At 61.0% G+C, this 23,580-nt stretch carries 18 protein-coding genes; 7 read left to right on the plus strand and 11 right to left on the minus strand.

All coding sequences use genetic code 11. From position 1 onward, the window contains the following. Positions 1-51: 51 nt before the first annotated feature. The 7 genes from hpf to ACO1VH_RS09820 form a co-directional block, all read right to left on the minus strand. Positions 52-405, minus strand: coding sequence for a ribosome hibernation-promoting factor, HPF/YfiA family (gene hpf, locus ACO1VH_RS09790; protein ID WP_188421270.1), 354 nt, complete (start codon positions 403-405; stop codon positions 52-54). A gap of 99 nt (positions 406-504) precedes the next feature. Beyond that, positions 505-2,007 carry an RNA polymerase factor sigma-54 gene (locus ACO1VH_RS09795; RefSeq protein WP_486244283.1) on the minus strand — a complete coding sequence of 501 codons (1,503 nt, stop codon included), beginning with the start codon at positions 2,005-2,007 and terminating at the stop codon, positions 505-507. Between the two features lie 17 nt (positions 2,008-2,024). After that, the gene (gene lptB / locus ACO1VH_RS09800; protein ID WP_486244284.1) at positions 2,025-2,765 is read right to left on the minus strand and encodes an LPS export ABC transporter ATP-binding protein; all 741 of its coding nucleotides are present in this window, start codon (positions 2,763-2,765) and stop codon (positions 2,025-2,027) included. A 1-nt stretch (position 2,766) separates the two neighbouring features. Next, the gene (gene lptA / locus ACO1VH_RS09805; protein WP_486244285.1) at positions 2,767-3,318 is read right to left on the minus strand and encodes a lipopolysaccharide transport periplasmic protein LptA; all 552 of its coding nucleotides are present in this window, start codon (positions 3,316-3,318) and stop codon (positions 2,767-2,769) included. 31 nt (positions 3,319-3,349) lie between these two features. Continuing rightward, positions 3,350-3,952, minus strand: a complete 603-nt coding sequence (gene lptC, locus ACO1VH_RS09810; protein ID WP_486244286.1) for an LPS export ABC transporter periplasmic protein LptC — start codon at positions 3,950-3,952, stop codon at positions 3,350-3,352. Then, positions 3,949-4,497, minus strand: coding sequence for a KdsC family phosphatase (locus ACO1VH_RS09815; RefSeq protein ID WP_486244287.1), 549 nt, complete (start codon positions 4,495-4,497; stop codon positions 3,949-3,951). Before ACO1VH_RS09815 ends, lptC begins: the two co-directional genes overlap by 4 nt. Continuing rightward, positions 4,497-5,525 carry a KpsF/GutQ family sugar-phosphate isomerase gene (locus ACO1VH_RS09820; RefSeq protein WP_486244288.1) on the minus strand — a complete coding sequence of 343 codons (1,029 nt, stop codon included), beginning with the start codon at positions 5,523-5,525 and terminating at the stop codon, positions 4,497-4,499. The genes ACO1VH_RS09815 and ACO1VH_RS09820 overlap by 1 nt, the downstream gene beginning before the upstream one ends. 159 nt (positions 5,526-5,684) lie before the next feature. Between ACO1VH_RS09820 and ACO1VH_RS09825 the strand changes: the two genes are divergently transcribed. The 7 genes from ACO1VH_RS09825 (at position 5,685) to ACO1VH_RS09855 (ending at position 15,134) form a co-directional block, all read left to right on the plus strand. Continuing rightward, positions 5,685-7,709: a monovalent cation:proton antiporter family protein gene (locus ACO1VH_RS09825; RefSeq protein WP_486244510.1), complete on the plus strand. Its 2,025-nt coding sequence runs from the start codon at positions 5,685-5,687 to the stop codon at positions 7,707-7,709. A gap of 189 nt (positions 7,710-7,898) precedes the next feature. Beyond that, positions 7,899-9,404, plus strand: a complete 1,506-nt coding sequence (locus tag ACO1VH_RS09830; protein ID WP_486244289.1) for a UbiA family prenyltransferase — start codon at positions 7,899-7,901, stop codon at positions 9,402-9,404. Continuing rightward, positions 9,401-9,778 carry an SMR family transporter gene (locus tag ACO1VH_RS09835; protein WP_486244290.1) on the plus strand — a complete coding sequence of 126 codons (378 nt, stop codon included), beginning with the start codon at positions 9,401-9,403 and terminating at the stop codon, positions 9,776-9,778. Before ACO1VH_RS09830 ends, ACO1VH_RS09835 begins: the two co-directional genes overlap by 4 nt. A 22-nt stretch (positions 9,779-9,800) precedes the next feature. Beyond that, positions 9,801-11,342, plus strand: coding sequence for an ArnT family glycosyltransferase (locus ACO1VH_RS09840; RefSeq protein ID WP_486244291.1), 1,542 nt, complete (start codon positions 9,801-9,803; stop codon positions 11,340-11,342). 107 nt (positions 11,343-11,449) lie between these two features. Next, positions 11,450-12,364, plus strand: a complete 915-nt coding sequence (locus ACO1VH_RS09845) for an AEC family transporter (protein WP_486244292.1) — start codon at positions 11,450-11,452, stop codon at positions 12,362-12,364. Positions 12,365-12,557: 193 nt separating this feature from the next. Then, a complete protein-coding gene (locus ACO1VH_RS09850) occupies positions 12,558-13,208 on the plus strand; it encodes a response regulator (RefSeq protein ID WP_486244293.1) in 651 nt (216 codons plus the stop codon). Beyond that, positions 13,209-15,134: a sensor histidine kinase gene (locus tag ACO1VH_RS09855; RefSeq protein WP_486244294.1), complete on the plus strand. Its 1,926-nt coding sequence runs from the start codon at positions 13,209-13,211 to the stop codon at positions 15,132-15,134. A gap of 49 nt (positions 15,135-15,183) precedes the next feature. On the opposite strand, the gene ACO1VH_RS09860 is transcribed toward ACO1VH_RS09855, so the two are convergent. From ACO1VH_RS09860 to uvrA, 4 genes are all read right to left on the minus strand, one after another. Beyond that, entirely contained in the window at positions 15,184-16,230 is a 1,047-nt protein-coding gene (locus ACO1VH_RS09860; RefSeq protein WP_486244295.1) for a transporter, read from the minus strand. 235 nt (positions 16,231-16,465) lie between these two features. Further along, complete coding sequence (locus tag ACO1VH_RS09865; RefSeq protein ID WP_486244296.1) at positions 16,466-20,173, minus strand: autotransporter domain-containing protein; 3,708 nt, start codon at positions 20,171-20,173, stop codon at positions 16,466-16,468. Positions 20,174-20,429: 256 nt separating this feature from the next. Next, positions 20,430-20,708 (minus strand): acylphosphatase, encoded by a 279-nt coding sequence (locus ACO1VH_RS09870; protein ID WP_486244297.1) that lies wholly within the window; start codon positions 20,706-20,708, stop codon positions 20,430-20,432. Between the two features lie 2 nt (positions 20,709-20,710). Further along, on the minus strand, positions 20,711-23,563 hold the full coding sequence (uvrA, locus tag ACO1VH_RS09875) for an excinuclease ABC subunit UvrA (protein WP_486244298.1): 2,853 nt from the start codon (positions 23,561-23,563) through the stop codon (positions 20,711-20,713). Positions 23,564-23,580 lie beyond the last annotated feature (17 nt).

A 23,580-nucleotide genomic window follows, 5' to 3' on the forward strand; every position in this document is an offset into this window, starting at 1 on the left:
GCAATTCGCGCCCTTCTTCATTGACGGCCAAGCTCGGCCGAAATGTTTCTCTTACGAGGCAGCAGCCTCTGCATTGTCCGGCAATCGTTTGATGCCCTCGTGCTGGTGATCCTGCAGTTTCGTTTTGTATTTGATCACCTGACGATCCAGTTTGTCGATCAGCAGATCGATGGCGGCATACAGGTTGTCCGCGATGCTTTCCGCGTGTAGGTCTTTGCCTCGGACGCGTAGGTTAATTTCGGCTTTCTGGCGTTTTTCTTTCTCGGGAAGATTGTCTACAGTCAGGATAACTGCAATGTCGATCACATGATCGAAGTGTCGTTTGATGCGTTCCAGTTTGCCTTGTACGTATTCTCTGATGGCGGGGGTCAGTTCGAGGTGATGTCCACTGATGGTGAGATTCATACAGCGCTCCTAAGGAAATTCACTGGCGGTCCAGGCACCGTTGCCGGCTGCGCCGAACACAGTGACGTAATGCACACTACACAAACAAATCCGGAAGGATTACAACGATTTGCGCAGATTGACCGGTGGAATTTTAAGGGCTTCGCGGTATTTGGCAACGGTGCGCCGCGCTACTACGATCCCTTGTTCCGCCAGCATGTCTGCAATCTTGCTGTCAGAGAAAGGTGTTTTCGGGTCTTCTGCTCCTATCAATTGTTTGATCAGGGCCCGTATCGCGGTAGAGGATGCTTCTCCGCCTGCTTCCGTCGCAACATGGCTGCCGAAAAAGTATTTCAATTCGAACATTCCATGAGGAGTGAGCATGTACTTCTGGGTGGTAACACGAGAAATTGTGCTCTCGTGTAAACCCAGTGTATCAGCAATTTCGCGCAAAACAAGAGGGCGCATCGCGACCGCGCCGTGCGAGAAAAAATTGCGCTGACGCTCGACGATGGCCTGTGCCACACGAAGGATCGTATCGAAGCGCTGGCGCATGTTCTTGATCAGCCATTTGGCTTCCTGCAGTTGCGTGCCGAGCGAACCTTCGCCCTTGTTCTGCTTCAGGATGCTGGCGTACATCGCATTGACGCGCAGGCGCGGCATTACTTCGTGATTGAGCATGACTTGCCAGCCGTTGCGCGTACGCTTGACGATGACGTCCGGTACCACGTAATCGGAGGCATCGCTGGCGAAGACCGCGCCGGGATGCGGATTGCATTGGCGAATGACGGCCTGCGCTTCGCGCAGATCTTCATCGTCGCAATCGAGTGCCTTGCGCAATTTGTTGAAGTCGCGCTGTGCGAATAGCGTGAGATGGTTTTCGACGATGTTCAGTGCCATGCGCCGTGTGACGAACGGAATGCCTTCCATCCGGCGAATCTGCAGGGCCAGACATTCAGATGCATCGCGCGCGCCGATACCGGCCGGATCGAAGCTTTGCAGCAGGCGCAGGGCGACCGACAATTCTTCCGGCTCGATTTCAAGTTCTTCCGGCAGGCGCGCATGGATTTCTTCCAGACTTTCTTCCAGATAGCCGTTGTCGTCCAGTGCGTCGATGATCAGTTCGAGCAGAGCGCGATCGCGCGGTTCGCGTACGGTGACGGACACCTGTTCGAGTAGATGCTCGCGCAGTGTGACTTCATGCGCTTCCAGTTGCGGGCGGGCGTCGTCGTCATCCGGAGATGCCGATTTCGACGTGCGGGCAACATCGTCGAAGCTCCAGTCGCTGTTGTCGGCGTTGCCGTCGGCATTGTTGCCTTCGGCATTCGGCAGATCGCCGGATTCGAAGGACGATTCAGCTTCAGTAGATGGTGCAGGCGATTCTGTCGGGGCATCGCCATCCGGCGCAGTGCCGTTGCCGGCGCTGACGGCGCCGTCCGCCAGCAGGCGCACGGCATTGTCGAGCGGATCGTCGGTGCGTTCCAGCATCGGATTGTCGGCCAGGATCTGTTCGATCTCCTGATGCAATTCCAGTGTCGACAGTTGCAGCAGGCGGATGGATTGCTGCAATTGCGGCGTCAGAGCCAGATGCTGGGAGACGCGTAGTTGCAGGGATTGCTTCATGGTGATTCTCTTCGCGCTTACATGCGGAAGTGTTCGCCGAGATAGACGCGGCGGACGGATTCGTTGGAAATGATATCGTCGGGCCGGCCGCTGGCCAGCACCGCACCTTGATTGATGATGTAGGCGCGGTCGCAGATGCCGAGCGTTTCGCGCACGTTGTGGTCGGTGATCAGCACGCCGATGCCGCGTTCCTTCAGGAAACGCACGATGCGCTGGATTTCGATGACGGCGATCGGATCGACGCCGGCGAACGGTTCGTCCAGCAGCACGAAGCGCGGATTGGTGGCGAGAGCGCGCGCGATCTCGACGCGACGGCGTTCGCCGCCGGACAGCGACATGGCCTGGTTCTCGCGCAGTTTTTCGATCTGCAGATCGGCCAGCAGCGTATCAAGCCGTTGTTCGAGTTGATCCTTGGACAGCGCCTTGCCGTTAACGCGCTGCAGTTCCAGCACGGCGCGGATATTGTCTTCGACGCTGAGCTTGCGGAAGACTGAGGCTTCCTGCGGCAGATAAGAGAGGCCGAGTTGCGCGCGTTCATGGATCGGGCGGCGCGAAATATCGGTGCCGTCCAGTTCGATCTGGCCGGCATCCGACGGCACGAGGCCGACGATCATGTAGAACGAGGTGGTCTTGCCGGCGCCGTTCGGGCCAAGCAGGCCGACCACTTCGCCGCTCTCGACTTGCAACGCGACGTCACGCACGACCTGGCGTGCGCCATAGCTTTTCTGCAATCCGTTGACGATCAGTTTGCTCGACATCTCAGTTTTCCTTCTTCTCGGCGCGCGGCTGGATCACGGCCTTGATGCGGCCGGCGCCTGGTTTGCTGTCGCCGGACGATGTGTTGTGTACGGTGAAGAATTCGGCGCGCGTGTCGTAGGAGATATATTCGCCGGCGACTTCGTCGGTGATCTTGCCGTTCTCCAGTCGACGCATCTTGGCGCGCGTGAAGAGCTTCATGACTTCGTTCTTGTCGTCGTATTCGATGCGTTCCGCCTCGCCTTCGATCCACTGATCGGGGCCGCCATCGCGCTTCTGGCGGAAGCTGGCCAGTCCGTTCGGCGGTGCATACATCGTCATGAACTGATAGCCCTCGGGATCCTGCGTGACGACCATGCGTGCCGATTTCATCAGGATCGTTCCACGCGTCAGCACCACGTTGCCGACGAAGACGTTGACCTGCTTGACGTCGTCGTACTCCATTTGATTGGCTTCGACGTTGGTCGGCTTGGTGCGATCGGCCTTTTCGGCGTGCGCACCGGTCGCAGCGATCAGGCCGGCAAGGATGAGGAATACGGAAAGCAGTCGTGTCATGAAAACGTTCTCTGTAATGAGCGTGCCGGAATCAGTTCTTTGCGGCCGGGGCCTGATACTGGCCCTTGACGTTGCCGTCCAGCTTGAATTCGCCGGTGGCGTTGTTGGCGTACATGCCGGTACCGGTCAGTACGGAAATGCCCTGTTGCAGTTCGACCGGCTTGGGCGTCGTCATCGCATCTTCGTCCGGCAGCAGCAGCAGGTAGGAAGTCTTCAACTGGAAGCGCGGCTTGGTGGCCGAAGCCGGGCGATCGATATGCACGTTGTCGTACATGCGGATTTCGCTGTTGTTATTCTTTACGGTGGCGTAGCGCGAGGTGCTAACCATCGGCGGCCTGTCCTTGCCGTAGCTGTGCATGACGGGGCTTTGTACGAGATAGGAATCGTCGCCCGGATAGTGCTTTAGTTCGGTGCCGGTCAGGTTGTAGCGCGGCTCGCCGGTTTTTGCCATGCGGACGAAATTGAACTGCTGGACATAGAAATCGGGATCGGTGCGCACGGCTTTCGGCAGAGAATCCTCGGTCTGGCGTTGCATGACTTGTACCAGCCACAGACTGCCGAACGCGAGCGCGCCGGTGATCACCAACAGCGCGATCACGCGTATGGCGTCGCCGGGGCGGGCGGTGATTTTCATAGCAGGTACGGCGCGATGGCCGCTTGGTACTTGTCCTGCGCATGCAGGATCAGGTCACACAGCTCGCGTACCGCGCCGCGGCCGCCGCCGGCCTGCGTGACGTAGTGCACGCGCGAACGCACTTCCGGATGGCCACCCGGCACGCTGGCAGCAAAGCCGACGCGCGACAGGATGGGCAGGTCGATCACGTCGTCGCCGACGAAGCCGCAGGCCTCGGGGGCAATGCCAGTTTCCGTCAGTAATTGTTCGAAGATCGCACGCTTGTCGTGCGCGCCCTGGTGTACATGCGTGACGCCGAGATCGGTCGCGCGGCGCAGCACGATGGCCGATTTGCGCGCGCTGATGATGGCGGTGACGACGCCGGCGTTCTGCAGCAGCTTGATGCCGTGGCCGTCGAGCACGTTGAAAGTCTTCATCACTTCGCCGTCGGCGCTGAAGTGCAGGCTGCCGTCGGTGAGCACGCCGTCGACGTCGAAGATCATCAGACGGACGTTCGCCGCGCGGGCGGTGGCGTCTGCCGTGGCGGTCGGAATCGGCGACGTCATCAGATCACCTTCGCGCGGGTCAGGTCGTGGATGTGCAGCGCGCCGACCAGCGTGCCGTTTGCATCGGTGACCAGCAACTGGTTGATGCGGAATTCTTCCATCAGCTCGACCGCTTCGACCGCTAACTGCTCCGGCTGCACGCTGCGCGGATTGCGGTGCATGACTTCGGCGATCGACAGTGTCGAAAAATCCTGCACGTTCTCGATCAGCCGGCGCAAATCGCCATCGGTGAAAACGCCGATGGCGCGATTCTGGCTGTCGACGATGGCGGTCATCGCCATGCCTTTGCGGCTGACTTCCAGCAGCGCGGCATACAGCGTCGCATCTTCGTTGACTTTTGGAATCGCGTCGCCGGTGCGCATGACGTCGCGCACATGCGTCAGTAGGCGGCGGCCCAGCGCACCGCCCGGATGCGAGCGTGCGAAATCGTCTTCGCCGAATCCGCGCGCGTCGAGCAGCGCCATCGCCAGCGCATCGCCCAGCGCCAGCGTCGCCGTGGTGCTGGCGGTCGGCGCGAGGTTCAGCGGGCAGGCTTCCTTGTCGACATGGACATTCAGATGCACATCGGACAGCGTCGCCAGCGTGGAGGTGTCGTTGCCGGTCATCGAAATCAGCTTGGCGCCCATGCGCTTGACGATGGGAACGATGGAGACCAGTTCACCGGCTTCGCCGGAATAGGAAATCGCGATCAGCGCGTCGTCGGCCGTGATCATGCCGAGATCGCCGTGCGACGCCTCGGCGGCGTGCACGAACAGCGCAGGCGTGCCAGTCGAAGCGAGCGTGGCGGCAATCTTGCGGGCGATGTGGCCAGATTTGCCGATGCCGGAAATGACGACACGGCCGCGGCAATTCAGCAGCAATTGCGTCGCCTTGACGAAGGGTGCAGCGCTGTCGCCGCTCATGCGTTGCTTCAGTGCAAGCAGCGCGTCGGCCTCGATCTGTAACGTTTCGCGGCCGAATTTCAGCGCGCGTTCAGCATCGACGGCAACAGGCGCCGGCGCGGCAGTGGGGGCATGGTTTACACTCATGCGGGAAAGTATAAACGATTCGTAAAGCAAAAAACCTGCCAGATAATACAAAAGTGTGGTTTGATTGATATCGGGCAAGCATAGCGGCAATTTGCCGCGCTATGCACGCCGGCCGTCTTGTATTCATCCGCATCACATCCGCAGATCACCGCCATCATGCTGCTGTCCCCGCTCGAACTCACCTTGCTGCTGCTGTCCGCCGCCGTTCTCGGCGTGGTTGCCTTCCGTACCTTGAATCTGCCGCCGATGCTCGGCTATCTGGTGGCCGGCATCATCATCGGGCCTTACACATTGGGCTGGGCGGAAGACAGCGCGACTACGCATTCACTGGCCGAGTTCGGCGTGGTCTTCCTGATGTTCTCGATCGGGCTGGAATTTTCGCTCGCCAAGCTGTCGGCAATGCGGCGCATCGTGTTCGGCCTCGGGCTGGCGCAGGTGTTGCTGACGATCGCGGGGACGATGGCGTTCGGCTGGATCGTCGCGCATCTGTCGCAGCGGTTGACCGGCATCAGCTGGCAGGCCGCGTTTGCGCTGGGTGGTGCGCTGGCGATGTCGTCGACCGCGATCGTCTCCAAGATTCTGACCGAGCGGCTGGAACTGGAAAGCGAGCACGGCCGCCGCATCATCGGCATCCTGCTGCTGCAGGATCTGGCGCTGGTGCCGCTGCTGATCCTGGTGCCGGCACTGGCCGATCATAGCGACGGCTTGGCGACGACACTGCTGCTGGCTGCGGGCAAGGCCATCGTCGTGCTGCTGTTGCTGCTGTTCGTCGGGCACAAGATATTGCGCAGCTGGTTCCGCATCGTCGTCAAGCGGCGTTCGCAGGAACTGTTCATGCTGAATCTGCTGCTGATCACGCTGGGCGCGGCGTGGATCACCGAAATGGCCGGTCTGTCGCTGGCGCTGGGCGCCTTCGTCGCCGGCATGCTGATTGCCGAGACCGAATACAAGCATCAGGTGGAAGAAGACATCAAATCCTTCCGCGATGTGTTGCTGGGCCTGTTCTTCATCACCATCGGCATGCTGCTCAACGTGCGGCTGGTCGTCGAGCATTGGTTCCTGGTGCTGCTGTTGTTGACGATACCGGTCCTGCTGAAGTGCATCCTGATCGTGCTGCTGGCGCGCGTGTTCGGCGCGCCGCTGGGTGTGGCGATGCGCACCGGCCTGGCGCTGGCGCAGGCCGGCGAATTCGGCTTCGTGCTGCTGAACCAGATCGGCGCCTTGAAGCTACTGGAACCGATGTTCGTGCAGTTGATTCTGGCGTCGATGGTGCTGTCGATGCTGGTGGCGCCGCTGATCCTCGCCAAATCCGATGCGATCGTGATGAAGCTGTCGCGCAACGAATGGATGATGCAGTCGCTGGCGCTGACGCAGATCGCCACGCGCACGATGAAGACGCAGCAGCATGTGATCATCGCTGGCTTCGGCCGCACCGGCCAAAGCCTGGCGCGTCTGCTGGAAGAAGAGGGCGTGCCGTACCACGCGCTCGATCTCGATCCCGATCGGGTGCGCGATGCGCAGGCGGCCGGCGTGCATGTTTCCTATGGCGATGCCGGCCGGCGCGAAAGTCTGGTGGCCGCCGGTATCAATCGTGCCGCCGCGCTGGTCGTGACCTATGCGAGTACGCCGTCAGCATTGAAAGTTTTGCATCATGTGCACGAGATGGCACCGGCGCTGCCGGTCATCGTGCGCAGCATGGACGACAGCGATCTCGATCGCCTGCGCGCAGCCGGTGCGACGGAGGTGGTGCCGGAAGTGATCGAAGGCAGCCTGATGCTGGCCTCGCATGCGCTGCTGACGCTGGGTGTGCCGCTGCGCCGCGTCATTTCCCGCATACAGACGGCGCGCGGCGAGCGCTATGCGTCGTTGCGCGGATTTTTCCACGGCGTCAGCGATACATCCGACATCGCCGAAAACCTGCAGGTGCGCCTGCGTTCGATCGTGCTGCCGGAAGGTGCGCGTTCGATCGGCAAGTCCTTGGGCGAACTGGAACTGGCTGAACTGGGCGCCGAAGTGATCGACCTGCGCCGCAATCGCAGCCGACTGGAATGGACGCCGGAGACGACCTTGCTGGCCGGCGATATCGTCGTGCTGCGCGGTGCGGTAGAGGAGCTGGCGCGCGCCGAAGAACATTTGCTGAAGACGCGCCGCAGCCAGCGCAGCGCCAGTGCGGGCGCCGGTTGACGGTATCCATATGAAGAAGGACAATTGCCGACCTTGGTCCGCGAGCTGCGGGCCGGTGCAGAGAATGTCCACATGGAGCAGCGGCGCGCCGCTTTGCCATGGCATCGATGGAAACAGGCGGCGTACCGAAGGCAATGAGCCGGCGCGCTTTTCCAGGACACCCCTATCTCGTTTGTTCCAGGTGGCGATTTGAGCGTTTCCCCAGGCAGCTTTTCCCGCGCGAACCGCGAGCCGTCCGCTCCTGATAACGGAACGGCACAGGCCGGATCGTCGCTGCCGCTGTACGTCGATCTGGACGGCACGCTGATCTACAGCGATCTGCTGTTCGAATCCTTTCTGCTGCTGATCAAGCGCAATCCCTTCTATTTGTTCCTTTGCATGTGGTGGCTGCTGCGCGGCCGTGCCTTCCTGAAGGTGCAGATCGCGCGACGCGTGGAGCTCGATGCATCGCTGCTGCCGTACAACGAAACGTTGCTGGCGTGGCTGCGCGGGCAGCATGCGGCCGGCCGCCGGCTGGTATTGGCGAGCGCATCGGATGCCGGGCTGGTGCGGCAGGTGGCCGATCATCTCGGCTTGTTCGACGACGTGCTCGGCAGCGATGCCGCGCACAATCTGAAATCGCACAACAAGCTGCGTGCCATTGCGCAGCATGCCGGCGCAGAAGGTTTCGCCTACGCGGGCAACAGCACGGCCGATCTGGCTGTCTGGGAGCAGGCGGCGGAAATCGTCGTCGTCAACGCATCGCAATCGGTCGCGCGCCGCGCCGAAGGTATGCGCAAGCCGGCGCTGGTGATCGCGCCGCGTCCGTTCAGCTGGCGTGCGCTGTTCAAGGCGCTGCGCTTGCATCAGTGGGCCAAGAACGTGCTGCTGTTCGTGCCGCTGCTGGCGGCGCACAATCTGCGATGGGAATTCTGGTGGCCCACACTGCTGGCCTTCGTCGCCTTCGGCATGTGCGCATCGGCCACCTACATCGTCAACGATCTGTTCGATCTCGCTTCCGACCGTGCGCATCCGCGTAAATGCATGCGGCCGTTCGCTGCCGCGACGCTGGCGATTCCGTTCGGACTTATTCTTGCCGGCGTGCTGCTGCCGCTGTCGCTGCTGCTGGCGGCGTGGATTTCGCTGCCGTTCTTCGGTCTGATGATCGTCTACGTCATCGTCACGCTGCTGTATTCGGCACGACTGAAGCAGCTCGCCATCGTCGACGTGCTGGTGCTGGCTTCGCTTTATACGCATCGTATCCTGGCCGGTGGCGTGGTCGGTGGCATCGTAATCTCGAACTGGCTGCTGGCGGTGTCGCTGTTCATCTTCCTCAGCCTCGCGCTGGTCAAGCGTTGTGCCGAACTGGAAGTGATGAGCGAAGGCGGCCGCACATCGGCTGCCGGACGCGGCTATCGCACCAGCGACCTGCCGTACCTGATTTCGATGGGCATCGCCAGCGGCTTCGTCGCGGTGCTGTTGCTGGCGCTGTATATCGATACGCAGAAGGCCGACGTGCTGTATCCGTATGCCGATCTGTTGTGGATGATTCTGCCGCTGATGCTGTTCTGGATCATGCGGCTGTGGCTGAAGATCGCGCGCATGGAAATTCATGACGATCCGCTGCTGTTTGCGATCACCGATCGCGCCAGCTGGATCGTTGCGCTGCTGGTCGGTGTCATTGCGCTGGCGGCATCGTTCGGAGGATGGGCATGAGCCAGATGGCGGCATTAGGGCTGGCATTTTTCTGCGTGTGCCTGACGGCGCTGGCACAGGTGCTGATGAAGATGGGCATGTCGACGCCGGCGATCCAGCAGGCGATGGGCGGCGAGTTGCGTGCCATCGTCGGACTGGTGCTGACGAATCCGTTGATCTGGGGCGGCATGCTGTGCTTCGGTGCGAGCGCCGGCCTGTGGCTGCTGGTGCTGGGCAGGCTGGAAGTGAGCATGGCGTATCCGCTGGTGTCGCTCGGCGTGGTGCTGACGACGCTGGCTGGCATCTTCCTGCTGGGCGAGACGGTCAGCATTGCCAAGGTGCTGGGCGTGGGATTGATCGTCGCCGGCGTGCTGGTGCTGGCGGTAAAAAGTTAAAGGCGGAATCAAGGAAGTGGTAATGAAATTGAACACGACGCGCGCGCTGTATGCCGACGCCGATCCGATACGCGCCCGCAGGGTGTTCTGGTGGACCTTCATCGTCACGCTGGCGATCCGCCTGTGGCTGGCGGCCGCGTTTCCGGTCACCGGCGACGAGGCGTTTTTCTATCAGTGGGGCGTCTATCCGGCGTGGGGTTATTCCGATCATCCGCCGATGGTTGGCTGGCTGCTATATGCGCTGAACAGCGTTTCGTCTTCGCCGCTTTCTATCCGTTTCTTCACGGCCGTCATGTGGAGCCTGATTGCGCTGGGCATGGTCGATCTGATGAAACGCCTGCAGCCGTATCAGGAAGGTTCGGCGTGGTGGATGGGCACGTTGTTCCTGGTGTTGCCGTTCACGCTGCTGCTGAACTTCGTCACGACGGACACGCCGCTGATCTTCTTCATGTTCCTGTCCGGCTACTGCTTCATTCGCGGTATGCATGCGCGCAATCACTGGTGGTCGGTGGCCTGCGGCATCTTTCTCGGACTGGCGCTGCTGTCCAAGTATTTCGCCGGCCTGCTGGCGATCGCCTACTTTTTCTACCTGTGCCGTTCGCGCCGCGGCTGGATCGACCTGATCATCATCGCGTTGTGCTCGGCGCCGCTGTTTGCGATCACCGTGGTTTTCAATGCCGATCATTGCTGGACCAACGTGATGTTCAACCTGATCAACCGCAACGAGGATGCGCGCTGGTCGTGGAAGACGGTCGGCACCTATCTCGTGATGATGGTTTACCTGATCACGCCATGGGCAACGTTACGCGTGCTGCGTTCGATGCCGTCGATGGCGCGCAATGGCGCAGTGGTCGTGCTGTTCGTCGTACCGTTTCTGCTATTCCTGTTGCTGTCGGTCGAAAAGACGATTGGCCTGCACTGGGTGCTGGGCTTCATGCCTTTCGTTTTCCTGTTCCTCGGCATCGTCGCCAGTGCAGGCGACCTGCGCCGCTATGCGATCTGGACCGGCCTGTTTTCGGTGCCGCATTTCCTGTTCCTGGCAGCAATCGTCCTGCTGCCGACGACGATGTGGAAGGACGTCGGCGGTCTGCATGACGACATCGTGTTCCACAAGGAAGCGAAGAACATCGTCGCTGCCTTGCGCACCAATCTGCCGCCGGGCACGCCGATCATGGCGCGCGCCTACACGCCGGCGGCGCTGCTGTCGTATCACGCTGGCGAATACTGGCCGACCTTCGGCGAAGGCAAGTTCCATGCGCGGCAGGACGATTTGCAGGTGGATTTCCGCAACTATGCCGGCAAGAGCATCCGCATCTTCGATCGCAAGCGGATCGATCCGCAGGACTTCGCACCGTACTTCTCGTCGGTGACGGTGGGAACGATCATGGCCGGCGGCGTACGCTACTGGTATGCGGACGGCCACGATTTCAACTACGCGGTCTATCGCGAACGCATCCTGAAGACGGTGGCCGACAAGTACTACCGCATTCCATCCTTCCTGCCGATGAACGGCTGTCCATTCCTGGAACGCTACGACCTGCCGCGGCCTGCAGCGTCCAGATAATGCCGGCGCCGGTGAAAATCCGGCAGCCGATGTAAAGTAGCGCATCCGGATGCCGGACGGGCTTGGCCCTCCGGCATTTTTCAATCCGGTTCCCGGAAAAAGCAGCAATGGAAATCTTCGAACGCATCCTCGGCATCATTCTGCCGGTCTTCATCATCATCGCACTGGGCTACGGCTATGCGCGGTTGCGCGGCGAGACCGTGCGCGGCGACATGCTGGCGGTCAATCGCATCAGCATGGATGTGCTGTGCCCGCTGCTGATCTTCACCGCGCTGGCGGCCAAGGATTTCGATCTGGCGCACAACGGCACGCTGATCCTGGCCGGTGCACTGATCTCGATCGGTTCCGGTGCGCTGGCATGGCCGGTCGCGCGTCTGTTCGGTTACGACGTGCGCAGCTTCGTGCCGCCGATGATGTACAACAATTGCGGCAACATGGGTTTGCCGCTGGCGGTGCTGGCTTTTGGCGGTGCCGGTCTTGGTTCGGCGGTGGCGCTGTTCATGGCCTGCAATCTCGTCTATTTCTCGCTCGGCATCAAGATCCTGGAAAGCGGCCGCAGCGATGGCGTGCGCGTATCGCCGTGGAAGTTTCTCGCCAATCCGATGATGATCGCGATGATCATCGGCACGGCATTCGCCGCCGTGCACGTGCCGCTGCCGGGGCCGCTGTTCCAGGCGATGAAGATGCTGGGCGATGCCTGCATTCCGCTGATGCTGTTTTCGCTCGGCGTGCGGATGCTGGACGTGAATTTCCGCAGCTGGCATATCGGTGTGGTCGGTGCGATCGTCTGCCCTGTTGCGGGTCTTGTCGTCGCGTGGCTGCTCGATCAGGTGCTGGGGCTAACGACGGAACAGCGCGGGCAGATGTATCTGTTCGCCTCGCTACCGCCTGCAGTGTTCTGCTTCATGATGGCCGAACAGTACAGGCAGGAACCGGACAAGGTGGCGTCCATCGTGTTGCTAGGCAATCTGGCGGCACTGGTATTCGTGCCGCTGGGTTTGTGGCTCGGTCTGCCAAAATGAAAAAGGCGAACTACGGTTCGCCTTTTTCATTGCCATCGAAGGCGTAATGCAGATGCTCTCTGCCGTCAGTGCCAATACCTCTCGTATTGCTCTCTGCGTCAACCGTAGGGTTCTGTAAACAGACGGGAACGTACATTCATGTGTCTGGCTGGCAACGCTTTCCGTTAAACTCCAGCTTGGGCAAGGGGATGGCATGGACAGAATTTCGGTAGTCATGGTGGAGGACGATGCGTCGTTTCGCGAATCGGTGCGAAACGCCATTGCTGCCGTGTCCGACATGACTGTTGCCGGAATGGCAGCAAGTCTGGCCGAAGGCAGAACCTTGCTGAAAGGCGCACCGGCAGATGTGCTGGTGGTGGACCTGGGGCTGCCTGACGGTTCCGGCATTGCGCTGATTCGCGAGGCGCGGCAGCGCTGGCCGCAATGCGAAGTGATCGTGGCGACGCTGTTCGGCGACGAGGACAAGGTGCTGTCGGCCATCGAAGCCGGCGCTTCGGGGTATCTGCTGAAGGATGCGCTGCCGCTGTCGCTGGTCGATGAAATCCGCAATGTATGCGCCGGCGGCAGTCCGGTCAGTCCGATGATCGCGCGCCAGCTTTTGCGCCGGCTGTGCACCGCGCCTGCGCTCAACGAAGAGGGGGGCGAACGCCTGTCGATGCGCGAAGTGCAGGTGCTGGAACGCATGGCATTGGGCTACACGATGGCCGAGACGGCAGCCCATCTCGGCATCGCGGTGACGACGGTCAACACGTTTGTCCGGCGCATCTACACCAAGCTGGGCGTCGGTTCCAAGGTGGAGGCGATCGAAGCCGGCTACCGGCGCGGACTATTGCACCGGAACTGAATGATGAAACGCGCGCATCCGTTGCGATTGTTCTTTCTGCTGTGGCTATTATGGCTATTGAGTGCGGCCGGCTTTGCAGCTGCCGCCGAATCCGGCCAGGTCGCGCATATCGTGCGGGTCGAACGGCTGATTCAGAACGTCGAAACGGCGTTGCCGGCTCCCGGCAAGACACTGCCGTTGTTACCGGAGCAGGGCTGGCAGGAAGTCGCGTTGCCTGATGTATCCATGCAGCGTACGCCGGGCGACATGGCCGAACGCCGGACGCAAACCACCTGGTATCGCTTTACGCTTGATGCGCAACTGGCTGCGGCAAAAAACGAATTGCATTTCTACCTGCCGCGCTGGCAGACGGTCGGGCAGGTGGCGCTGTATGGTGATCGATGGCTGCTATGGCGCTCGTCTGGCGATCCGGTCTGGAACGGCTTCAATCAGCCGGTCTGGGTAACGCTGGATGCACCGGAACTGACCAAGCGGCCGCAAACGATCGTGTTGCGCATGGACAGCGTGCCGGGTGCGGGGGCCGGCATTTCGACGGCCTGGATCGGGACGCGATCCGCGCTGGGATGGCGTTATCACACGCGTACCGCGCTGCAGGTGTATGTGTTGCTGGCGACCGGCATCGCATTCCTCGGACTCGGATTTTTCTGTCTCGGCGTGTGGCGCAAACGCCGGCATGAAATCCTGTACCTGCTGTGTTTTCTTGCGTCGCTGTGCTTCGCTGGCCGCTATCTGCATTACGTGACGCCGCTGAATACCAGCTTCATTTCTTCTGCGTGGTATGGCTGGATCAGCGTGAATGCACTGAACTGGTTGGCCGTCGTCATCCTGATCTTCAATTTCCGACTTTGCCGTCGCCACTATCGCTGGTTGGAGCGCGGCATGATCGCCAGCGTGGTGCTGCAAAGCCTGGTGACGCTGCCGCTACTGGAAAGCAGCGAAGCGATTGCCGCCTTGTCGTCCTATGCCTATTTGCTGGTGCTGCTGATGGCGATCCCGGCCTGCGGGGTTGCGTCATATGCGGCGTGGCGCGAACGCGAAAAGGCCGGCATGCTGCTCGCGCTGATTTCGCTCAGTGGCATCCCACTCGGCATACACGACATGATGATGCACGGCTATCGGATCAGCGTGGAACACGTGTATTTGCTGCCGCTCGCGCAGATCGGTTTCTTCGTCGTGTTTGCCTTCATCATCCTGCAGCGTTACCTGAACGGCATCGAACATCTGGAGCACAGCCGTGAATTGCTGACGCAACGCCTGCAGCAGCGTGAAACCGAACTCGCGGACAGCTATGCAAAGCTGCGCGAAATCGAACAACGCGATCTGTTGAGCCGAGAGCGCCAGCGTTTGATGCAGGACATGCATGACGGGCTCGGTGGTGCGCTGGTCGGCATGATGCGCATGGTCGATCGTGGCGACGTGCAGTCGGAACGGCTGAAGACGGCGTTGCAGGATTCCATCGATGAACTGAGGCTGACGATCGATTCGCTGGAGCCGGTCGGCTCTGACATCAGCGTATTGCTTGCCGGATTGCGTTTCCGCCTGCAGCCGCGATTGGAGGCGGCCGATGTACAACTGCGCTGGCAGCCGGAAGCCTTGCCGCCGGTGCCGTGGCTGACGCCGGGGTATGCGATGCATCTGATCCGGATCGTGCAGGAAGCGGTGACCAATATCGTCAAGCACGCCGGCGCCAGCGAGATCGTTTTCGCGACGCACGCGGATGCGACGCATGCGCGCATTTGCATCAGCGATAACGGCAACGGGTTTGCGGGTGAGGATGGCGACAACGGTGGCAAAGGATTGCGCAACATGCGTTACCGTGCAGAGCAGTTGAGCGCCGTGTTGCACTGGCAGAAAATCACCGATGGTGGTCGTGTGCAGGGCACGCAATTCACGCTGGAATTGCCGCTGGCACGAGCCACGTCGTGAACATTTTCTGCATGCCGAAAAAACAGCCGTTTGAAGACTGGAAGAATTTCTAGAAGAGCCAGTGCACCGCCAGTACCCAGTCGGAAACGATGCGCACCGAATTCTCCACCGACGTGTCGCGCGAGTAACGCAGACTGGCCGCCACGTCGGGCGCAATCATGGTGCTGATGTTGAACATCACGCGCTGCTGATCGGGTTTGTTGTTCTGACGCACGCCATCGATGATCTGATCGCCGCCGCCATTGCTCTGGAAGCCGACGCTGGCCGACCACGGTCCATAAAAACGCCAGCGCAGATAGCCGGTCAATGCATAGGCATTTTCCTGTTCCATGTGCGTGCCGACATAGTCGTTGTTATCGCTTTGCCAGCTGAATTCAGGCGTCAGTTCCATGCTGACGGTCTTCGACAGCGGCTCGATCCAGGTGAGCTGCAAAGTCAGGCGATTGCGGTTGTCGCCGGGACTCAGTACTTGATTGCGCTCGTACCGGCCAGTGTCCGGCTGCCAGATGCCCGTCAGCGCCAGATAACGTCCGCGTTCCGGATCGTTGACCGGCCATACCGAATACTTCAGACGCAGATCCGACATGCCGCTGGTTTCGTCGCCAAACCAGACGGGGAGGGTGCCGGCTGTCTTGTGGATGTCGAAGTAGGGCAGCGTGACCGACCATGCCGATGTCATATTGCCGATCTGTCCGTAGCGCGTATAGGCGGCAACGCTGGCGCGTGCCTTGGCTCTCGCACCACCGACGCGTTCGCCGTTGAAGTAATAGCCTTCGAAATCACGCTCGTACTGGTAAAAGCTCAGCACCTGGGTGCCGGCTGGCAGCGCGATGAAGTCGCCTGGATAGACTTCGCTGCCGGCGGCATGTGCGGACTCTACGATGCATAAGGAAGCGAGGATGCAGAGCATGCGTGCACGGTGGCCGGCAATGGTGCGCAAGTATCTGGCGAGGGCTTGGGAAAATCGTTTCGTCGGCGCCTGGCTTGCATGCGAGACGAAGCTGACATCGGGGTGCGCGGCCGAGTTCTTTTTCAGTCTGCCCGGATGTGTGCGGCACAGACTTGTCTGCGACTGCGATTCTTTTGATATTTCCATCGCCCGGTATGCGATGTAAATATCGCAGCGTTGTGATTAACCGCGCGAGTTTGCCGAAACGAGAAGATTTTGTCCATTTCCGATGTGCAGGAAATGTGTCTGCGTGCGTCTCTTGCGGAGACACATTTAAACAAGCCTGCAACCCGGCTACAGCAGCCCTATGTCATCAGAACGAGCTGCAACCGGGCGCATTCCTTGCGGAATCCGTTCGGAGCGAAATATTTGCGGCGACTTGTCAGAATGCCCAGTTGGCTTTGACGGAAGCGGTCTGGTTGATGTAATCGCTGCGTCCTTCGGCGTCATAGCGCAATGTGATTTCGGTGTCATTCGCGGTAGTCATGCGATAGCCGATGCCGCCGCGCATCAGCCACGGCGAATGATCGATGCCTGGCGTGACGAAAGATTGCGCCGGCGCGCCTGCGTAGGCGGCAACGATGCTGTCGCGATCGTTGATCGTGTCATAGCCGGCGCCGATGTAGGCATCCAGCCAGGATACGGCCGAGAAGCGATGCTGCAGGCGTGCATCTGCGCCGATGACAAAGGCTTCCGTGCGGTTCGAATCGACCTGCAGGTTAAGGCTGTCTGCGCCGCTTTCGTCATAGCTTTGCGATTTCAGCCATGTATAGTCGGCGCGCAGCATCGGCGTGAAGCTTGTCTTTTCGCTCAGCGCAAATTCCTGCGAGACGGCGAGGCCGAGATGGGCGCTGTATGTCCGGTAGTCGCCGGAGGCGGTGCGGCGCAAGCCGCCGAACTCGATGGCACGTGTGCTGTCGTTGTCGTTGAAGCCGACGTCGCCCTGGAACAGCAATGTGCGATTGTCGCCGATATCCTTGTTGCCGTAGAGGGAAAGAATGTGCGAGTCGACCTTCGCGTGCTGGCCGGTGCCGGTCAGATCGGTGTTGCCATCGACGGCGGTGTTGGCATAACCGTAGGCGACACCGAAGCGCGTGCCAGGAACGATTTCCGCATCGGCACCAAAGGCCAAGCCCCAACTTTCCGCCTTGAAGCCTGCGGTGCCGTCGCGATCATCCTGGTCGGCGCGCGATCCGAAGGCACGGCCCCAGAGTTGCCGATTCGCGAGATCGTCGCCGGACGACAGGCCAGTGGTGCCTGCATTACCGCCCGCACTGCCGCCGATGCGATCCTGTACCAGTCGCTGGAACGAAGCGAGCGTTCCCTGGATCGCCTGATTGCCGGAAACCAGTGGCAGGGTTTGCGCCGCGGCGCGTGCGACATCGCGATTATCCGTGAGCTGGCCGAGCGCATCGATCACCGTGCCCATGTCGCCAGTTGCACCGTTGTTCAGTTGCAGATCGAGCACGTCGGCTGCACCCAGCGCTGGCCAGAGGCGACGTTCGATCACGGCGTCGCGAATGCCCGCGAAACTGTTCTGGACGACGAACAAATCAAGGCTGCTGCCGGTTTGTCTGGCGCGGAAATTGAACAGTGCGGAGTTGTCCGTGACGGCGAATCCGGACGACGCGAAACTTCCGCTCGCCGTGACGACGTCATTCAGGACGTTGCCTACGGCCAGCGTATTGACCGCATTCACATTGACGTCGATTTTTGCGCGCGCGGCGAACGTGGCATTGCCGTTGACGGCAAGCTTGCCGTGGTTGCCGGCGTCCGCTGCATCAAGGCGCAGCACGCCGTCCGCCTGCTGTGTGTAATTGCCGTTGATGGTGAGCGTATCGCTGCCGGCCGCATGCACGGTGCCGCCGTTCATCAGCGTGGTACTGCCGACCGAACCGGTGCCGGACAGCGTGGCGCCGCTGTTGACGGTGGTGGCGCTGGCCACCGAGCCGTTCACAGTCAGTGTGCCTGCCGAGATCGTCGTGGCGCCTGTGTAGACATTGATGCCGGTCAGTACAAGCGTCCCGCTACCCTCTTTGTTCAGATTGCCACCGCCGTTGATGGCGCCGGAGAACGTGGTGCTGGTATTGTCGGCGCCTGTGTTGAGCGTGGCATTGCCAACTCCAAGCATAACGTTGCCCGCGCCGGCAAGTGAACCGATCGTTTGGGTGAAACTGGTGAGATCGAGTGTTGCACCGCTGTTGACTGTCACGGCGCTGTTGTTCCCCAAGGCGTTGGCGGCGCCAGTACGCAGTGTGCCCGTACTGATGGAAGTTGCGCCCCCGTAGGTATTGGCGCCGCTCAGCGTGAGTGTGCCGTTGCCTAGCTTGGTCAGACTGCCGCTGCCGTCGATGGTGCCGGAGAAGGTCGTGCTGGCGTTGTTGCTGCCGACGGTAAGCATGGCCGAGCCGAGCACGACATTCCCGCTGCCGGCCAGCGAACCGAGCGTCTGGCTGAAGCCGTTCAGGTCGAGTGTGGCGCCGCTGGCGACTGTCGTCGCACTGCCATTGCCGAGCACGTTGGCTGCGCCGGCCCGCACGGTGCCGCTGCTGATGTTGGTATCGCCCGTATAGTTGTTGGTGCTGGAAAGTGTCAACGTGTCTGCGCCTTGTTTGGTCAGATCGCCACTGCCGCTGATGATGCCGCTGTAAGTCACCGCGTTGCTACGATCGAAGACCAGCGACGCGTTGTTGGTGATGTCGCCGTCAATTGTGCCGGATGTGCCGCCGTTGCCGATCTGGAGCGTGCCGTCGGCGATGCTCCATGAAGTGGTAGTGGTACCGGTCACCACCCAGGTGCTGGCTCCGGTCTTTTCGAAATTGTTGAAGCCCTGATATTGGGAGCCGATCCGTGAAAGATCGAAACTGCTATCGGCACTTCCGCCCAATACCAGCGTATCGCCGCCATTGGTGGTGCCGCTGCTGCTGACCACATTGCCATCGAACGTGTAGCCGGCCTGTAGCTCCAGTGTGTTGCCGCCATCGGATAGCGTCATGGCATTCGCGCGTGTCGTGCCGTTGGCGGCAAGTCCGCCACTGATGCTGCCGCTGTTGACGACGGTATTGTTGCCACCGCTGACGACGAGGCCGATGCCGCCACTTCCACCACTTCCCGCGCCGCCGGTGCAAAAGGTGTCGCACAGGCCTGGCTGACCGCCATTGCCGCCCGTGATGTTGCCGGTATTGGTCAATTGAATCTGGCTGCCGGACAACGCGATGCCGTTGCCACCGTTACCGGCATTGCCGCCCCGACCATTGCCGCCGCCATCTCTGCCGCCATTTCCACCATTTCCGCCGATGACACTGGCATTATTCATGATGGTCGTTGTGCCGGAGGCCGTGGAAACGAATTGAACGCCACCACCGCCGCCGCCGCCGCTGCCACCGCCGCTGCCGTTATGTCCGACGGCACCGACGCCGCCGGTGCCGCTGCTGTTGCCGCCGGCACCGGACGTCGTGTTATAGCCACCGCCGCCGCTGGTGCCGCCGACACCGCCGGTGCCGCCCGTGATGGCAGCATCGATGGTCAACGATGTGCCGGTGCCGCTTGTGTTCACATACAGGGCTGACCCGCCGCCGCCGCCACCGCCGCCGCCGTAACTACCCCATCCCCCAACACCGCCCGTGCCGCCGGTAATGGTGGCATTGCTGTCCAGGTTGCCGCTGGCGTTCGACAGTACGATGCCGAAGCCGCCTGCACCACCACCGGCGCCATCGGCGGGATCCATGCCGCTGCCATCGTAAGCATTGCCACCATTGACGCCACTGACCGGTGACCCGCTCAGGGCAGTACCGCCGTTGGAGCCGCCATTGCCGCTGCGGGAATCAGAGCCGGCAGTCGGACCGGCAACGCCGGCATTGCCGCCCGTGCCGCCGGCTGCCACGTTACCAGGCGATCCGGAGGCGCCGCCACCGCCGTATGCAACGCCGAGCGTTTGCGCATGCGACGGCAGGCTGGCCGCCATCAGCAGGCAGGCCACGGCGGTCAGGCTGCGTAGCGGCACTAAATCGGCGAAAGCGATGCGGGAAGTCGATGACGTCGATGAAGGGAATGCATCCCGGGGATGTTTGAAACTGTCGCGGTTGTCCATGATTCTCCGGCGGCCCTGCTATTGAATTGCCGAACTATATCGACGCAGGATAGGACTGTCTGTCCTCTAAACAGATGACAAATGCAGGTACTTATGCCGACTGGCGCGAGGGTAGTGTTGTACTTTTGTAATTTGGTTGGCCGGCCCGGACGTATGTTTTTCCTGCGTGCGGCTTAGTGCATTTTTGACACGGGAAAAAAATCGAGTCGAATGACTTGCTTCTTTTGTGTCGTGCGTGGCGATGATGCAGATGGATTTACTCGGTAGGGCGAATGTCGAAAGATCCGATGGCGATCTGCGCGTCGTCCGTTTCGACGACATCGATGCGCTCCACGCGCGCCATCGTCGGCCCACGCTGTGCCCATGCGATCACCTGCTGCACGGTGGTTTCATCGCCGCGAATCATCGCTTCGACGGAACCGTCGCGACGATTGCGTACCCAGCCCGATACGCCGAGTGCGCGTGCCTGCGCATCGAAGCCGGCGCGGTAGCCGACGCCTTGCACGATGCCGTGGATGCGCAGGTGCTTCGCCATGATCACTTTTTCTTCAGCAGCGGCGCCAGGTACTTGCCGGTAAAGCTGGCCGGATTCTGCGCCACGTCTTCCGGTGTGCCGGTCGCGATGATCTGCCCGCCGCCGGCGCCGCCTTCGGGGCCGAGATCGACGATCCAGTCGGCCGTCTTGATGACGTCGAGGTTGTGCTCGATGATGACGACCGTGTTGCCCTGGTCGCGCAGGCGATGGATCACTTTCAGCAACAGATCGATGTCGTGGAAGTGCAGACCGGTGGTCGGCTCATCGAGGATGTACAGCGTGCGGCCAGTGTCGCGCTTCGACAGTTCCAGCGACAGCTTCACGCGCTGCGCCTCGCCGCCGGACAGCGTGGTCGCGCTCTGGCCGAGGCGGATGTAGCCGAGGCCGACGTCGAGCAGCGTCTGCAGCTTGCGCGCGATGGCTGGCACCGGCTTGAAGAACTCGTGCGCTTCTTCCACCGTCATGCCCAGCACTTCGGTGATGCTCTTGCCCTTGTAATGGATTTCCAGCGTTTCGCGGTTGTAGCGGTTGCCGTGGCAGACGTCGCACGGCACGTAGACGTCCGGCAGGAAGTGCATCTCGACCTTGATCACGCCGTCGCCCTGGCAGGCTTCGCAGCGGCCGCCCTTGACGTTGAACGAGAAGCGGCCGGCCGAATAGCCGCGTTCCTTCGCCTGCGGCACGGTGGCGAACAGTTCGCGGATCGGCGTGAACAGGCCGGTGTAAGTCGCCGGATTCGAGCGCGGCGTGCGGCCGATCGGCGCCTGATCGACCGAGATCACCTTGTCGAAATGCTCGAGGCCGGAGATCGATTCGTGCGCGGCCGGTTCTGCTTGCGAACCGTACAGATGGCGCGCGGCAGCCAGGTACAGCGTGTCGTTGACCAGCGTCGATTTGCCGGAACCCGATACGCCGGTTACGCAGGTCAAGAGGCCCACCGGTAGTTCCAGCGTCACGTTCTTCAGGTTGTTGCCGGATGCGCCGGTGATGACGAATTGCTTCTTTGGATTTGGTGCAGTGCGTTTCTTCGGCACGTGGATTGCCAGCGTACCGTTCAGGTATTGCGCGGTCAGCGACTTCTTGTTCTTCAGGATGTCCTTCAGCGGTCCTTCGGCGATCACTTCGCCGCCATGCACGCCGGCACCGATACCCATGTCGACCACATAGTCGGCACAGCGGATCGCATCCTCGTCATGTTCGACCACCAGCACGCTGTTGCCGATGTCGCGCAGATGCTGCAGCGTCGCGATCAGGCGGTCGTTGTCGCGCTGGTGCAAGCCGATCGACGGTTCGTCCAGCACGTACATCACGCCGGTCAGGCCGGAGCCGATCTGCGATGCAAGTCGAATGCGTTGCGCCTCGCCGCCGGACAAGGTATCGGCACTGCGTTCCAGCGACAGATAGTCGAGGCCGACGTTGTTCAGGAAGGTCAGGCGCGAGACGATTTCCTTGATGATGCGATCGGCGATCTCTTTCTTCGCGCCGGTCAGCTTCAGTTTCTGGAAGAAGTCCAGCGTCTCGCGCAGTGGCGTTGCGGCAATTTCATAGATCGCACGTTGCTGTTTGCCGCTGCCGACCTTCACATGGCGTGCCTCGACACGCAGACGCGCGCCGTCGCAAGTCGGACACATTTTTTCGTTGATGAACTTCGCCAGTTCTTCCTTGACGGCGATCGAATCGGTCTCGCGATAGCGGCGCTGCAGATTCGGCACGATGCCTTCGAACTCGTGTTCGCGGATGACGGTGCGGCCTTTTTCGTTCACGTACTGGAACGGAATCTTCTGCTTGCCGGAACCGAACAGGATGACCTGCTGCGCCTTCTCCGGCAGTTTTTCGAACGGCACGTCGAGGTCGAATTCGTAGAAGTCGGCGAGGTTCGACAGCATCTGGAAGTAGAACTGGTTGCGGCGATCCCAGCCTTTTACCGCGCCGCTGGCCAGCGACAGATTCGGAAACGCGACGATGCGTTTCGGATCGAAGAATTCGATATGCCCCAGGCCGTCGCATTCGGGGCAGGCGCCCATCGGATTGTTGAACGAGAACAAGCGTGGCTCCAGTTCCTGCAGCGAGTAGCCGCAGACCGGGCAGGCGAACTTGTTCGAATACAGGTGCTCGACGCCGGTATCCATCTCGACGGCGAGTGCGCGGCCTTCGGCCAGGCGCAACGCGGTCTCGAAACTTTCGGCCAGGCGCTGCTTCATGTCGGCGCGCACCTTGATGCGGTCGATGACGACGTCGATCGTGTGCTTCTCGGCTTTCTTCAGTTTCGGCAGCGCATCGACGTCGTAGACGTGCGGATTGCCGGTGCCGCTCTGCACGCGGAAACGCACGAAGCCCTGCGCCTGCATCTGCTCGAACAGATCCAGATGTTCGCCCTTGCGATTCGCCACCACGGGCGCGAGGATCATCAGTTTGGTGTCTTCCGGCATCGCCAGCACGGCATCGACCATTTGCGACACCGATTGCGCCGCCAGCGGATTTTCCGGATGGTCGGGGCAGTAGGGCGTGCCGACGCGTGCGTACAGCAGACGCAGGTAGTCGTGAATCTCGGTGACGGTGCCGACGGTCGAGCGCGGGTTGTGCGACGTCGCCTTCTGCTCGATCGATATCGCCGGCGACAGGCCTTCGATCAGATCGACATCGGGTTTTTCCATCAGCTGCAGGAACTGGCGTGCGTAGGCCGACAGCGATTCGACATAGCGGCGCTGGCCTTCCGCATACAGCGTGTCGAACGCGAGCGACGACTTGCCGGAGCCGGACAGACCGGTAATCACGATCAGCTTGTTGCGGGGAAGATCAAGATTGATGTTCTTCAGGTTGTGCGTGCGCGCACCCCGGATGCGAATTTCTTCCATTCACTCTTTCAGTCAAG

Source organism: Oxalicibacterium sp. (genome assembly GCF_057353965.1).